Genomic DNA, 14,452 nt, shown 5'->3' with positions numbered 1-14,452 from the left:
TTATAAATGAGGGCAAAACGAAAGTCTGGCGAATTTTTTTCTTCCTTTATTTTTTTCCTTATAGGCATTTACGTAATTTTATTCTCTGTAATTAAATTCATATTAATACCAATATAATGGAAAGATATAGTTATGGAATAGTTGGCCTTGGAGTAATGGGGCGGAATCTTCTTTATAATATCGCTGACAACGGGTTTTCAATCGCAGGATTTGACCTTGATCAGGAGAAAGTAAAAGAATTAGAGAATGGTGCTGCTTCAGAAATGAAAGTAAAAGGTACAGGCTCTTTAGAAGATTTTGTATCTGCATTAGAAGTCCCAAGGAAAATTATTCTTATGGTTCCTGCAGGAAAACCTGTAGACGCAGTCCTGGAAAACATTACCCCGCTTTTGAATGAAGGTGATATCGTAATTGATGCAGGGAATTCTTATTTTGAAGATACCAACAGACGTGTTGCTGATCTGGCATCTAAAAAACTGCATTTTATGGGAATGGGAGTGTCAGGTGGAGAAAAAGGAGCCAGAAGAGGTCCTAGTATAATGCCTGGAGGTGATCTGGAGGCGTTCAAACTTCTTAAACCAATGCTTGAAGCTATTGCTGCAAAAGTAGACAACGAAGCATGTACAGCATATATGGGGAAAGGATCTGCCGGGAACTACGTGAAAATGGTGCACAACGGTATTGAATATGCCATAATGCAGCTTATCAGTGAAGCTTATGATCTGCTTAAAAGAGGTGCCGGGCTGAATAACGAACAGCTTTACGAGGTTTTCAGAGATTGGAATAACGGAGAAATGAATTCATTCCTTATTGAGATTACCAGAGATATTTTTATTCAGAAAGATTCATTCACAGAAAATTATCTTGTTGATCAGATTTTAGATAAAGCAGGAGCAAAAGGAACCGGAAAATGGACTTCTGAGCAGGCCATGGAAATTGGTGTTTCTATTCCTACCATTGATATTGCGGTAACTTCAAGAATTTTATCTGCCTATAAAGATGAGAGAGTTAAGGCTTCCAAAATATATGCTGAAAAAGAAATCACAAAGCCGGAAAATACAGAATTGTTTATCAGGGAAGTAGGGGATGCTCTTTTTCTTTCAACATTAATCAGTTATGCACAAGGCTTGTCTTTGCTGGTAAAAGCATCTGCGGAATACGGTTTTGAAATTCCATTGAAAGATGTTGTGAAAATCTGGAGAGGAGGATGTATCATTCGTTCCGTATTGCTGGAAAAATTCTATTCTGCCTATACTCAAAACCCTGATCTTTCTAATATTCTGCTTGATCATGATATTTCTGAATTGGTAAAATTGAAAATCAAAGCTCTAAGAAAAACTGCCGGATATGCTGCTGCAAACGGTATTTCAAGTTTGGGAATTCAGACAGCTTTGGGATATTTTGATGCCTATACTACAGAATCTCTGCCCGTAAATCTGATCCAGGCTCAACGTGATTATTTCGGAGCTCATACTTATCAGCGTATTGACAGAGATGGTGTTTTCCATACTTCTTGGCAAAGTGCAAACAATTAAATTCGGAAAAAAAATGAATCAAAATAAAATCTTGCAGCCAACATCTATCGTTATTTTTGGTGCAACGGGAGATCTGGCAAAAAGAAAACTTTTTCCGGCATTTTATAACTTATATATCGACGGCAGAATGCCCAAAGGCTTCAATATTGTAGCATTGGGGAGAGCCGAAAATACTGATGAGAATTTCAGAAATTATATCAAGGAAAACCTTGAAAGCTTCTCTAGAAAAAAAGTAACTTCTGAAGATTGGGCAGGCTTTCAGGCTCATATTACTTATTTTCAACATCAGCTGGATGAGGAAACTTCTTACCAGAATCTACAGCAGAAATTATTGGATTTTGATGCTGTTTACGGGATGAGAGCCAACAGGTTGTTTTACCTGTCAATAGGGCCTAATTTCATTACCACTATTTCCAATCATATCAAAACAACATCATTAGCTTCCGATCCGAAGAAAGACCGAATTATTATTGAAAAACCTTTTGGACATAATAAACAGTCGGCGATTGAGCTGAACAGTCTTCTGGCAAAAACATTTGAAGAAGAACAGATTTATCGTATTGATCATTACTTAGGGAAAGAAACAGTACAGAATATATTGGCATTCAGATTTGGGAATTCTATTTTTGAACCTTTATGGAAGCATAAATATATAGAATCCGTGCAAATTACCGTAGCGGAAGAAGTAGGAGTGGAGACAAGAGGTGCTTTCTATGAACAGACGGGAGCATTAAGGGATATGATTCAGAATCACCTGTTGCAAATCTTGTGTATGGTGGCTATGGAACCGCCGGCTTCATTGCAGTCTGGCGAGATCAGAGACCGTAAAGTAGATGTTTTAAAATGTATCCGCAGAATTTCTCCTGATCAGGTAGATCATTATGCTGTACGAGGTCAATATGGAAAAGGTACCATAAACGGGGTAGAAGTGAAAGGTTATCGTCAGGAAAACGGAATTGCTTCAGACTCCAATACAGAAACTTTTGCTGCAATAAAATTTTATCTGGATAACGAAAGATGGAAGGATGTTCCTTTTTATGTTCGTACAGGAAAGAAAATGAAAGAAAAGCATTCTTATATTACCATTCAGTTTAAGCCGCTTCCTCATTCCACATTTTCAGACAGCCCACATCTTTTATCAGCTAACAGATTGATTATTAATATTCAGCCGATGATGGATATCAGATTACAGTTTATGACGAAAAAACCGGGACTGACTTTGGATTTGAAACCAGCAGAAATGATTTTTGATAATTTTGCCTGTCAGGATGATACTCCGGAAGCTTATGAAACTTTGCTGCAGGACGCTCTTTTAGGAGATCTTACCTTATTTATGCGTTCGGATCAGGTAGAAGAGGCTTGGGATGTTGTGACAACAATACAGGAAGCATGGGAAAATAATAAAGATTTATCCTTCCCGAATTATAAAGCAGGAAGCTGGGGACCGGAAGATTGCAATGCTTTGGTGGAGAGACAGGGACATAGCTGGGTATAAAACAATATAAATTTAAACAGACAAAAAATGAATATTACAGTATTTGACGATCTGGAAAAACTGTACACAGAGGCAGCAGATGCATTTGTTGACCTTTCAAAAAAATCTATTCAAAAAAGCGGGCGTTTTGTGGTGGCACTCAGTGGCGGTTCTTCCCCAAAAGCCATTTTCAAACTATTGGCAACTCCGGAATATAAAGAACAGATTGAATGGAATAAGGTATACTTTTTCTGGGTTGATGAACGTTGGGTTCCTTTACAAGATGATAAAAGCAATTTCAGAATGACGGATGAGGCTCTTCTCAGCCAGGTTCCCGTTGATAAAAACCATATTTTTCCTATGTATGCTGAAGGAGTAACTCCTGAAGACTATGCAAAGACTTATGAAGAACAGATTAGAAGTGTGCTTGGGAACGAGGGTATTTTTGATTTTATCCTTTTAGGAATGGGAGATGACGGTCATACTGCCTCTTTATTTCCTGGCGAGGAGGTTTTAAATGAAAAAGAAAAGTGGGCTTCTGCTTATTATCTGAAGCCTCAGGAAATGTTCAGAATTACTTTGACTGCACCTGTGATCAATAATGCTGAAAATATCCTGGTTATTGCATTTGGTGAATCGAAAAAGCATGCATTGAATGAAGTGCTGAACGGTGAGTATAATCCATCGTTATATCCATTACAGCTTATTGAAAAAAAGGAAGGATATCATTTTTTTACAGACGAAAAAGCAAAAGGATAATAAACTAAACTTTGACCTTTAAAAATAAGAGACTGTCCTGGGACAGTCTCTCTTCATATCAACTACTCTATACCGAAACCGGTATATACAATTTTCTGTATTTCAAAATCAAAATCTAAATTTTAAAAACAGTATCATTAAAGAGCTAATGATACTGTTGCATTTAGTGTTTTTACCTTAGTTGCTTGTTTTCGAAACTTTTTAATTTTTCTCAACTCAATAGTGCTTCTATGTAAAATGGTTATTAGTTTGAAGCAAATATACAAAATAAGACACTTCTAAGTGTCTAAAATTTCAAAAAAATAAAATTATTTTAATTAAATTGATAAAAGCCTGTGATATAGGGTGTTTTAAGGTGAAAATAAAATTAAAAAAATCAACAGAATGAGTATTTATAACTTTTAAATGAAAGAAAATACGTCTGTTAAATAAAAACAGCACCATAAAAATGGTGCTGCGAGTAATGTTTTACCTCAGCCATGAAATGTTAAAAACATTTAAACTGAGAGAACTAACGGTACAATCTGATCTCACTCAACCTCACAACTTTGATCGTTCGTTTATATAAAATGGTTATTAGTTTATGCAAATATACACATTTAGACACTAAAAAGTGTCTAAAGTAAAAAAAAATTCATAAACTTGTATGATTGAAAAGTTTACCATGGAAAGAAAGTCAGCAGCAGGTAGTATCCGGAACAAGGAACGCAGTAAAAAAAAGTTTTTGGACGCAGTAGGAAAGATACTGAGAACAAAAGGACATACTGCTTTGAAAGTGACTGATATTGCTGCTACCGCCGGGGTAGACAAAAAGATGATCTATACTTATTTTGGCGGGGTAGATGGGCTTATAGATGAATATATCCGGTCTCAGGACTACTGGAGTAAAGTAACCATTGATGAAATAGAAAAGATAAAACCAAAATTGGATGACGGGGGAAAATCTTTCATGGAAGAAATGCTTCTGTCACAATTTGATTATGTTTACAAAAGCAAAGAAGCGCAGAAATTACTTCTATGGCGCATCTCGGAATCCAGAAAATCACTAAGAAAACTGACCGACACCCAAGAAGAAAATGGTGAATATATTTTTAAACTGCTGATGGATCCTTATTTTAAAGAAAATAGTGAAGAATTACGTTCGATAATGGCTATCCTGGTTTCCGGACTTTATTATCTGAATATGTACTCTGCCATAAATGGCAGTATCTTCTGTGGAATAGACGTGGATACTTCCAGCGGACGGGAAAAAATCAAAAAAGCAATCTCCTTTTTATTGAATCAGACTTATGAGAATCTGTAATATTCGGTGTGTTATAATCTCAGGAATTAAATTCCGGTAAAAAACAAAACCATTAGAAATTTCTAATGGTCAATTGTGTTGTTGTGTTTCTACCTTAGTGTTTCGTGTTCGAAATTGTCTTAAAGTAAGGGAACCTAAATAAAACAGTCTGAATTGTCTTATTTTTCAACCTAAAAGTGTTTTAAAATATATAGATGGTTTTAGTTTGTACAAATATATAAAATAAGACACTATAAAGTGTTTAAAATAGTGAAAATTTTCTTTATTTTATTTAATGTGCTGAATTGCAGTATTTTAATTTTATAATAATAAGAAGTTATTCTTTTGAATGATGCTGATATTCCAATTTGATCATATAAGAAAAGACAGAAAATCTTTTTAAAATAAGATTTACATTTCAGTAATTGAAGAGAATAAGTTAAAATTTCTATTGAAAAGTATTTTATTTAATATCATATCAGCTTTCTGAGAATAAAACAGCACCATTAAATAAAATGATGCTGTTGGGTTGTGTTTTACCCCAGTCGTTTATGTTCGAAACATTTTAAACTGAGGGAACTAACGATACAATCTGAATAGTTTTATTTTTCAATCTCGATAGTGTTTTTATATAATGGATGGTTTTAGTTTTTGCAAATATATATAAATAGTTGAAATTAGACACTCGAAGGTGTCTAAAATAATAAAAAATTTTCTTAAACTTGTATATTGAATGTTTAGTCATGGAAAGAAAGTCAGCATCAGGGAGTATTAGAAACAAAGAACGCAGTAAGAAAAAATTTTTAGATGCAGTTGGAAAAATTCTGAAAACGAAAGGACATGCAGGATTGAAGATCAACGATATCGCTGCAACTGCCGGGGTAGATAAGAAAATGATCTATACTTATTTTGGCGGTATGGATGGTCTGATGGACGAATATGTCCGTACACAGGACTTTTGGGTGAAAGTAACGAGTGAGGAAGTAGAAAAGATGAAACCGAACCTGGAAGATGGAGGAAGAGAATTTATCGAGCACATGCTGCTTTCACAATTTGATCACGTATACACCAACAAGGAGGCGCAAAAACTATTGTTGTGGACTATTTCTGAACCCAGAAAATCATTAAAAAAACTAATTGATACCCAGGAGGAAAACGGAGAATATATCTTCAAATTATTGATGGAATCCCGTTTCAAAGATAAAATGGATACCTATCGCTCTATCATGGCGATTATGGTTTCAGGGCTTTATTACCTCAATATGTTTGCCTCTCTGAATGGCAGTATTTTCTGTGGGATAGACACCAATACACCTGAAGGACGTGAAAAGATCAAAAAAGCAGTATCCTTCATGGTGGACCAAACCTACGAGAATCTTTAATATATCTTAGAAAACATAAAAAAAGAGGCAATAATCTGCCTCTTTTTTGTATAATATTGATGATATTCTATCCTTTATGATATGGACATCCTGAAGTTGCACTGGAATTTTCACCAGTATTGAAGAACTGTTCTTCAATCACTTTTCTCTGATCTTCAGGGATGTCTGCTAACTTACGAAGTGTATTGACCTGGATATGAGGCCAGCTTGTGGTACCTCCATCATTCCCGAAATCAAATTCGAAGAATACAATTTGCTCATATTGCAGCTGAAGAACCTCTTTCCCATCTTCAATAATGGTTTCAATCCACATATCCATATCCACTTCAACAGTAGGAACAAAACGGTTTACAAAAGGAACATTTAAAATACCTCCCTGTGCGCCGGTTTTCATTTTGGAAGACATTCTCACATGTACATAATTGCTGACCTTCTGGCCTCTTAATGTATCCCTGAGCCTTAGATCAGGTCGTACAGAATAAGGATATAAATCATCTGCGAGTATTCTCTGGGTGTAGATTTTATTTGACCCCGGATCATTATCATCATTAAGGGTTTCATGAACCCAATCCGGTGCAGGTTTGTCAAGATCAATGATGTCTTCAGGTGTTACTCCTGCATTCCCCATCGTACGTGAAATGGAAAGGTGATTCGTTTCCCAGGCTTCTTTACCATAAGGAAATTGAGGAGAACCTTCCACTAAATAGAAGGTTGTATTATCTTTATTTTGAGGAATAATATCTCCCAATAATGTAATGGTACTTCCATGAGGAATAACGCCACTTCGGGAAATAGAGTAGTCCGGGATGAAATAAGGACCATCAAGTCCTGCTCCCGGCTTGAGTTCCTGTGCCGGAATAATCTCGTAATAAGGCTGTCCCGGCTGCAGCTGGCTTTGAAGAATATATTTGGGGTTGGCTTCTCCGTCTGGTGTTATCCTTAGCAAAGGCTCATCTCTGTATTCGCCGGTATATCCATATTTTGCATCTTCTGTTGAAACAGCATGAATACCACGATCTCTTTCAATAGACTCTTTGGTTGCTGCATGATTATAAACATCACTCAGCCATAGATACATTCCGTTTTCTTCGTGGATAGGGGTGTATTTCAAAGCATCTTGTCCCTGTACAGTGTTAACGCTCTTTATGCTTTGCTCATATTTAACAGCTCCACAGAAAAGTTCACTCGCACCACCACGGTTACGAACTCCACCGGGAACGATTGAAAATGTTAGTTTCTCAATATATTCTTCACTATCAAAAGCGAATTTTCCGGGAATTGTTCCTGAATTGGTTCCTGGAGAAGGCATAATGGTAGTATGCACACCGCTTGCTAATGAGGGTTTTGTAATATCTTTATTGTAATTAACATTATAGCTTACCCACGTACCATCCAAAGCTGCAAGGATTCCATAATCTACACTATTTTCGATGGCTTGAAGGTTATCTTCTCTGAATGGTCTCACCGGATCATCAATAAGAAGTTTTGAATATCCATCCATTAGCTCAGCCAGATTAATTTCATTTTGGCCTGGCATTTTACGGAGCAACAGTTCTTCTCCCGCTTTGGGACTTTCTTTTTTTCTTTTAAGCATGATATATCGTTTTTATGGTTATAAATCAGTGTATTCGAAAGTCGGACCTGCATTATTTTGTGAATCCAATGGTTGTTTCATCAGATTGACAGCCTGTTCTTTCAAGGCATACATGTACATAATGGATTTTTCCAATTCTCTTTGGTTTCCTTCCACAGCACTTTGTATAGCATCTAATAAACGTCTGTAAGTTTTATTAAACTCAACGCCCTGTGCATGTAATTCTTTATTCTTAATATAATCTTCCACTTTTGGATTAGGCTTCATAGGATAGGCTTCATCCCATTCTACAGGTAGGGCTTTTCCGGTTGGTGGTGTAGTAACAGGCATCATTCCGTTTTCATCCATAAAAGGCTCATAGTTTCCACCGAGATAGAAATGCTCATGGAATACTTCTTTAAATCTGAAATAATGAGCCAGCTCCATCCCTTCTTCAAATTGTGACGGATCAACATCGAAAATAGAATCGTCAGCGCCTTCTCCCTGTCCTTTAATTTCCTGAAAAACAGCAATTACTCCATCTAGAGCTTCTACGAAATGTAATTTTCCGCCACTTCCATAGTATTGCTCAGGACGGATTTGTTTGGATGGCTTTCCTGTAAAAATTCCTCCCGTATTTAATTCTTCGAAATTCTTCGGAAGAGTTCCGTGTTCTTTGTAATAAGCAATGATTTGGAAAATAACAATATAGAAGAATAAAACATCATAATATTCACCAATAGTATGAACATTTTCCATGATGAAACCTTTCATGTTTTCAAGAGTCCACAAGTTGGTATTCTGTACGGAAGCTCTTTGAGAATATAATGCCGAAGAATCTGTTACATGGTCATATTTCGGAGCTTTTACCAAAGGTTTGGTTGGGCTTTCAATGGCAATAAAAGTGGCAATACTGTTACTCGAGAATGTTTCCAGACCTATATAGAAATCAACATTCATGGGTAATTTCATCGGATAAGTAGGGTAGTTCTCCTGTTTGTTTACAGAGGGTTGAATGTCAATTGCATTCAGGACATTGCAAACCATGATCAGGTGAAGCATTTCTTCTACGGCAACACTTCGGATGATTTGTGAAGCTAAAGCATTAGTTCCATCCTTGATAGAATACAAAGCTGTAAGATAAGGCGGAATGGTAGAATGCTCAATGAGAATGGCTGTCTGTAAAAGGTCCTGTAAAATGGGTTTATAATCAATTTCGTTTACTCCTTTTTTTAATTCAGACACTTCTGAACCGAACTGAGAACCTAAATAAGCATTAAAATCATCAATCTGATCATTCAGTAAAAGATGAGTTAATATTTTGCTGTGGTGTTTTAATCCTTCAGTCCAGTCTTCTTTGCTAAGTGTTGAATCAAATAATAGAGAAGGCAATGAAACGGCTTCTGTAGCGACCGCGTTTCTTGCGGCCATTCTTCCTGCTGTTAATGTTTCCTGTGGCTGTGCTGTTTTATTGATAAGTCTTTGTCTCATGTTGTTATTTTTTAAGTTGAGTTTCAAGATCAGCAAGGATAGATTCTACTGAACGGATTGTGAATGCTGATAATGTTAAAGTAGGATTTGAAGTTCCCAAAGTGGTCATGTTTCCTGCTCCTACAATATATAAATTCGGGTGGTCCCAAGCCTTACAGTAGCTGTTGGTGACAGAATCCTCTGCTGTAGAACCCATTCTGTGAGTTCCTACTATATGACCTGCTCCGTTATAGGAATATCTTACTCCATTGTAGATGACAGAGTTTTTGTCTTCGGCGGTGTATGATGTGAAATCTTTAATATGTAATCTTTTGAACATCTGATCAGAAGCGTTTTTTGCCTGTTCCATAGCTTTCATTTCATATTCTGTTAATTCATAATGAATTACAGGACGCGGAATTCCAAGTACATCCAGATACTGATCATCAATGGTTACTCTGTTATTTGGATTCGGCAGCTGTTCAATCTCGAAGTGGAATAAAACCTGTTTTGAAAGTCTGTTCGTAAGTGCTTCTCTTAATTTTGCTCCGAAAAGCTTCTCCTTGGTGATAAAATAGGCAACATCTGATCCCGGAGAAAATGCCGGCCAGCCCCAGCCCCAGTTGTCAAGAGGAGAGATCCATGCAGAAAATTCACCTCTGAAGTTTCCGTCACGGAAAGACGAGATATTGGTGGTGGAACCAGGACCTCTGTATGGATAAACCGGTTCGGGGAAAAGTCCCCAGGTAAGCATTACCATATGATCCATCAGGTTTCTTCCCACCTGGTCACTGCTGTTGGCAGCCGTTTTTACAACATTATTAACGGTATATTTGGAATTCAGCAGGATTTTTGGATTCTCAAAAGCATTGGCAGCCAGAATCACAATAGCGTCTGAGGTGTCAATAGATTCTTCAACAAAATCTGTTTTTTCCTTTGAAGTATACCTTCTCAGATGAACTTTGGAAATTTTCTCTTTATCATTCTGGTCAACACTTAATCTGTACACAACACTCTGAGCCTGAATCTGCATGTATGGATTACGCTTAAGGTTTTCATTATCATTAAGCTTATACAATGCCTTTTTCAAGGTCTTTAAAGCATTATATTTAGCCTGAACCGGACAGATGGGAACGCAGGACGCATTTCCTTCACAGCGCTCGCCCATATAAGGATTCCAGACAGAACCGAGAGCCTTATATTCTTCTTTTTCAGAGCTGTCCAAAACCAGTTTGTAACCCGATTCTTTTGGTTCGGCTTTGATGATCTTTGTTTTCCCGTATTTTGGATTCGGAATAGAATTTCTTCCCTGAGGAGATGGTACCATCATCAAAGGAATCTCTCCGGAGCTTAGCTTTACACTCGTACCTTTAAGCCCATCAATGATCTTATGATCCATATAACTTTGCGGAATTTCTTCCATCGGGAATACATAATCTCCATAATATTGTTCCCTATTCTCCAAAATTGGATATTCCTGTTTTGAAACATCTCCGGAAACCCCGATTTCAAATTCTGCCATTTCGTAATAAGGCCTTAATTCTTCATAATCTATCGGCCAATTAACCGGACTTGGCTTATCGGAATTCGGCTGGGGAATGGTAATACCATATTTCTCGGTAAGTTTGAAATCATTCGGAAGCATTCTTGGAGTCGTTCCCAGCCAGTGAAGGGTCGTTCCGCCTCCCACTCTGATGGCATCACTTGCGAACGGCATTGGTCCGAATTGTACCAGATATCCTTTTTTATCTGGAAAGGGCTGAACAATGTGCTCCATATCCAGAACATTTGGAGAAGGTGCCTGCTTCAAATTCGGATAAGGAGAGTTGGGAACTTTGGCTTCTTCTCTGTAAAAAGTACGGATATACTCATTGTAAGTGGTCATTGAGGATACGGAATCCAGTTCAATACCAGCTTCCAGACCCGCTTCATACATAAGGATTGATATTTCCCTGATATTATCCGATTTTCCTGCATCTGCACGGTGGATCATTTTACCTTTTGTTACGTCAAATACATGATCAGTCAGCAGTTTTGCGATTAATGATCCTGCGATCCCGGTTCCTACGATGATCACATCTTTTTTGTTATTTGTTGGATTCATGAGTTGCTGTTTACAGGTTTTATATTCCACGATTTGTAGCCAGGCTGTTTTGCTCCGGGCGGATGAGAATGCATCAGGTTCCAGACAAGACCTTCTTTGTAAGAAAGATCATTGATATAAGCGCCTTCCCAGGTTCCCAGATACCACATGGTGATCACTTTTCCGGAAATATCATTCATTCCGGGATTGGAGATAATTTCGGATTGAATAGCCTTATTCAATTCATCTTTACCGGAATGTTTTTCAAGAATGTTTTTAGATACAGTAAGGAATTCTACGAAAGTAGCGGCATCTAAGCTTTTGAGAATGTAGGTGTAATAGGTTTCTGCCAAACCTGTAGACTGTAACTCGTTTACAGTAAACCCGGCAAGCGCTTCCGAGATAGACATAAACACGTCGAAATAATAATCGTCGACGTTGAGGATTTTGTTAATAATATTCATTTCGTTAAAAATTTGGGTTAGATATCTTCAACTCCTTTCAACAGGAAGTTATCATACCGATTGATCTATAGCTGCCGGATTTTCAGATACCATTTCTCTTCCAGAAATGAATGCATACTTTTCAAGCTATCCATAGTTATCAGTTTTTGTTTATCCGAAATTAATCAGATCCTCTCAGATTAGATTCAGTATTTCTACGTAATTTACAATGGTGTAATTTTAATTTTTTGTAACAAATCCTTTATTCATGGTGTTTTTAAAGCGCTGTGTTTTCACCTAGTTTAGAATTATTTTAAATAATAGGGTAGGATTTATTACCCTTAAAAAGAGTATTAGAAGTCTCATTTGTGAAAATAAAATATTGAAATTGTGTGAGATGTAATTATTTTTTTTAATTAAAAATGAAATAATCTTACCTTTAGACATCAGGGAATATATTGCTGTAAAGTGTAATAATAAAAGTTATTCTGTACTTATCTGTTGAAATAAACCCTGATAAACGTATAAATTATAACCATGAAAAAACTTACTTTTAGTGTACTGTGTTTCATTTCTCTGACATTGTCTGCACAAGGATCAAACAAAAAGGAGGAGGCAGTTGCTCAATCTACCAACAATATCCATCAATCTGTTCAGATTGAAACAGACAGGATATTTGATAAATTGGTTAATATCAGAAGAGAATTTCATGAAAATCCAGAATTGGCAGGTTATGAAAAGCAAACTCAGGAAAGAATTAAACAATATTTACTTGATCTGGGGTTGGAAGTTAAGACCGGTGGATATGGTTACAGCGTTGTAGGGATTCTGAAAGGAGATCAAAAAGGCAAAAAAATAGTCTGGAGATCAGATATGGATGCACTACCCAATGATTATCCTGATCCTGAAGTTTTCAAATCGAAAATAAAAGGTATTCAGCATGGCTGCGGTCATGATATACATATGGCGGTTGGATTAGGAATTGCTGAAGTTCTTTCAAAAAATAAAAAATCCTTAAAAGGAACCGTCTATTTTATATTTCAACCTGAAGAAGAAACTTTCAAGGGAGCTAAAGAAATGTTGGATAAAGGCTTGCTTTCTATAATAAATCCTGACGAAATATATGGATTGCATGTAACGGCCATACCTGTAGGACAGATAATGGTGAAACCAAATGAAATGTTTGCCTATCAGAAGAAAATAAGGATTCAGTTAAAAAATGGATTATCCGAAGATGAAACAAAAGGGTTAACGAAAAAGATCAGTAATTTTCTCTACCGTATTCAGCCTGAAGCTAAGCCCTGGGAACTACAATCTATTATTGATTCTAAAATTGGCTTGGCAAATCCTGATACTATTTTTAAAGACTATCTGTTCATGGATGGAAAATTTACGGCCTATTCTAAGAATAATGAGTCCTTTTTTGAAACCTATCTGTATGAGACGAATTCTTCTAATTTAGATAAAATAATTCCTGGAGTTCAGAAAATTATAGAAGATAACGGATATAAAGACAAGCTTCTTTCTGTTTCATTTGTACAGGGAAATCCAACGGTTATCAATGATGAAAAGCTTACAAAATCAGCCACGGAAATTCTTCAGAATCTCTATGGAAAAAATACAATTGCTATAGATTATGGACAGGTTCCATTTTTTAATGATGATTTCTCTTATTTTCAACAGAAAATAGCAGGCGTTTACTTTTTTCTAGGAGGTTCCAATTTTGAAAAAGGAGTGATTGCCATGAATCATTCTCCTAACTTTCAGGTAGATGAAGAAAGTATCAGAACCGGAGTAAGAAGCTTTTCATCGTTACTTATTGAACGTCTTAACAGGAATTAATTTTTCACCGCAATGGCGTCTATCTCGAACAACATCCCAGGTAAAGCCAGTTGGTTCACAGGAATAAGTGTGCTTGTAGGCAAGAATGATTCTTTCCATACTTTCTTAGCTTCTTCCGCCCATATCTTAAGTTTTTCCTGGTTGTGATCAACGATAAGAAGAGTGATTTTTACAACATTATCAAACGTCATAGAATGGCTCTGTAAAACGATTTTTAAATTTTTCAAAGCATTCTGAACCTGTATTTTAAAATCATCAGCCAACAGATGATTTTCTCCTGTACCGCCGCTCTGTCCGGATATAAAACACATCTGGAAAGGAGATTTCACAGAAATACTGTGTGAAAAACCATAAGGCCCAGGATTAAACAGTTCTGCAGGATTGATCAGCTGAGGTTGTTTATTATTTTCCATAATTTTTATTTTAATCCAGTAAAAATGAGAGATAAAAACAAGGAAAGTCTTTACATATGTTGAGGAAAATATTCTTTTAATTGTATAGATTACTTTTTCAATGATAATGAAGGCTTAGTAAAAAAATGCTGTCTCAAAAACCAAATAATTTAGTTTTTGTCATTCTGACGAAAGAAGAATCTTTTTGACACTCGCT

The 14,452-nt window shown here is 36.4% G+C and carries 11 protein-coding genes; 6 read left to right on the top strand and 5 right to left on the bottom strand.

What is annotated here, in order from left to right; all coding sequences use genetic code 11:
* Positions 1-116 precede the first annotated feature (116 nt).
* From gndA to CHRYMOREF3P_RS04295, 5 genes are all read left to right on the top strand, one after another.
* Positions 117-1,535 (top strand): NADP-dependent phosphogluconate dehydrogenase, encoded by a 1,419-nt coding sequence (gene gndA / locus CHRYMOREF3P_RS04315; RefSeq protein ID WP_180563943.1) that lies wholly within the window; start codon positions 117-119, stop codon positions 1,533-1,535.
* A gap of 13 nt (positions 1,536-1,548) precedes the next feature.
* Positions 1,549-3,030: a glucose-6-phosphate dehydrogenase gene (gene zwf, locus CHRYMOREF3P_RS04310; protein ID WP_180563942.1), complete on the top strand. Its 1,482-nt coding sequence runs from the start codon at positions 1,549-1,551 to the stop codon at positions 3,028-3,030.
* Between the two features lie 27 nt (positions 3,031-3,057).
* A complete protein-coding gene (gene pgl / locus CHRYMOREF3P_RS04305) occupies positions 3,058-3,768 on the top strand; it encodes a 6-phosphogluconolactonase (RefSeq protein WP_180563941.1) in 711 nt (236 codons plus the stop codon).
* A gap of 664 nt (positions 3,769-4,432) precedes the next feature.
* Positions 4,433-5,071 carry a TetR/AcrR family transcriptional regulator gene (locus tag CHRYMOREF3P_RS04300; RefSeq protein ID WP_077418037.1) on the top strand — a complete coding sequence of 213 codons (639 nt, stop codon included), beginning with the start codon at positions 4,433-4,435 and terminating at the stop codon, positions 5,069-5,071.
* A gap of 722 nt (positions 5,072-5,793) precedes the next feature.
* Positions 5,794-6,432, top strand: a complete 639-nt coding sequence (locus CHRYMOREF3P_RS04295; RefSeq protein ID WP_077416677.1) for a TetR/AcrR family transcriptional regulator — start codon at positions 5,794-5,796, stop codon at positions 6,430-6,432.
* 67 nt (positions 6,433-6,499) lie between these two features.
* Here the strand turns inward: CHRYMOREF3P_RS04295 and CHRYMOREF3P_RS04290 are convergent, their stop codons facing one another.
* The 4 genes from CHRYMOREF3P_RS04290 to CHRYMOREF3P_RS04275 are packed head-to-tail and all read right to left on the bottom strand — an operon-like array spanning position 6,500 to position 12,022.
* Positions 6,500-8,026, bottom strand: a complete 1,527-nt coding sequence (locus CHRYMOREF3P_RS04290; protein ID WP_180563940.1) for a peroxidase, FMP-type — start codon at positions 8,024-8,026, stop codon at positions 6,500-6,502.
* 18 nt (positions 8,027-8,044) lie between these two features.
* On the bottom strand, positions 8,045-9,496 hold the full coding sequence (locus CHRYMOREF3P_RS04285) for a ferritin-like domain-containing protein (protein WP_180563939.1): 1,452 nt from the start codon (positions 9,494-9,496) through the stop codon (positions 8,045-8,047).
* A 4-nt stretch (positions 9,497-9,500) separates the two neighbouring features.
* Positions 9,501-11,579 (bottom strand): GMC oxidoreductase, encoded by a 2,079-nt coding sequence (locus CHRYMOREF3P_RS04280; RefSeq protein ID WP_077416683.1) that lies wholly within the window; start codon positions 11,577-11,579, stop codon positions 9,501-9,503.
* Positions 11,576-12,022, bottom strand: a complete 447-nt coding sequence (locus CHRYMOREF3P_RS04275; protein ID WP_180563938.1) for a hypothetical protein — start codon at positions 12,020-12,022, stop codon at positions 11,576-11,578. Before CHRYMOREF3P_RS04275 ends, CHRYMOREF3P_RS04280 begins: the two co-directional genes overlap by 4 nt.
* A gap of 516 nt (positions 12,023-12,538) precedes the next feature.
* Here CHRYMOREF3P_RS04275 and CHRYMOREF3P_RS04270 point away from each other — a divergent pair.
* Positions 12,539-13,843: a M20 family metallopeptidase gene (locus tag CHRYMOREF3P_RS04270; protein ID WP_180563937.1), complete on the top strand. Its 1,305-nt coding sequence runs from the start codon at positions 12,539-12,541 to the stop codon at positions 13,841-13,843.
* Here CHRYMOREF3P_RS04270 and CHRYMOREF3P_RS04265 read toward each other — a convergent pair.
* The gene (locus tag CHRYMOREF3P_RS04265) at positions 13,840-14,256 is read right to left on the bottom strand and encodes a RidA family protein (protein WP_180563936.1); all 417 of its coding nucleotides are present in this window, start codon (positions 14,254-14,256) and stop codon (positions 13,840-13,842) included. The genes CHRYMOREF3P_RS04270 and CHRYMOREF3P_RS04265 overlap by 4 nt on opposite strands.
* Between the last annotated feature and the right edge of the window lie 196 nt (positions 14,257-14,452).

The organism is Chryseobacterium sp. JV274 (assembly GCF_903969135.1).
Taxonomy (GTDB): Bacteria; Bacteroidota; Bacteroidia; order Flavobacteriales; family Weeksellaceae; genus Chryseobacterium.
Note: the sequence above shows the minus strand (reverse complement) of the source record. Positions and strands in the feature narration are given on the sequence as shown.

Bases quoted from the DNA above. Each gene is read 5' to 3' on its own strand.
- CHRYMOREF3P_RS04295 (WP_077416677.1), top strand. From the start codon at position 5,794: ATGGAAAGAAAGTCAGCATCAGGGAGTATTAGAAACAAAGAACGCAGT.
- CHRYMOREF3P_RS04275 (WP_180563938.1), bottom strand. From the start codon at position 12,022: ATGAATATTATTAACAAAATCCTCAACGTCGACGATTATTATTTCGAC.
- CHRYMOREF3P_RS04280 (WP_077416683.1), bottom strand. From the start codon at position 11,579: ATGAATCCAACAAATAACAAAAAAGATGTGATCATCGTAGGAACCGGG.
- zwf (WP_180563942.1), top strand. From the start codon at position 1,549: ATGAATCAAAATAAAATCTTGCAGCCAACATCTATCGTTATTTTTGGT.
- CHRYMOREF3P_RS04285 (WP_180563939.1), bottom strand. From the start codon at position 9,496: ATGAGACAAAGACTTATCAATAAAACAGCACAGCCACAGGAAACATTA.
- CHRYMOREF3P_RS04300 (WP_077418037.1), top strand. From the start codon at position 4,433: ATGGAAAGAAAGTCAGCAGCAGGTAGTATCCGGAACAAGGAACGCAGT.
- pgl (WP_180563941.1), top strand. From the start codon at position 3,058: ATGAATATTACAGTATTTGACGATCTGGAAAAACTGTACACAGAGGCA.
- CHRYMOREF3P_RS04290 (WP_180563940.1), bottom strand. From the start codon at position 8,026: ATGCTTAAAAGAAAAAAAGAAAGTCCCAAAGCGGGAGAAGAACTGTTG.
- gndA (WP_180563943.1), top strand. From the start codon at position 117: ATGGAAAGATATAGTTATGGAATAGTTGGCCTTGGAGTAATGGGGCGG.
- CHRYMOREF3P_RS04270 (WP_180563937.1), top strand. From the start codon at position 12,539: ATGAAAAAACTTACTTTTAGTGTACTGTGTTTCATTTCTCTGACATTG.
- CHRYMOREF3P_RS04265 (WP_180563936.1), bottom strand. From the start codon at position 14,256: ATGGAAAATAATAAACAACCTCAGCTGATCAATCCTGCAGAACTGTTT.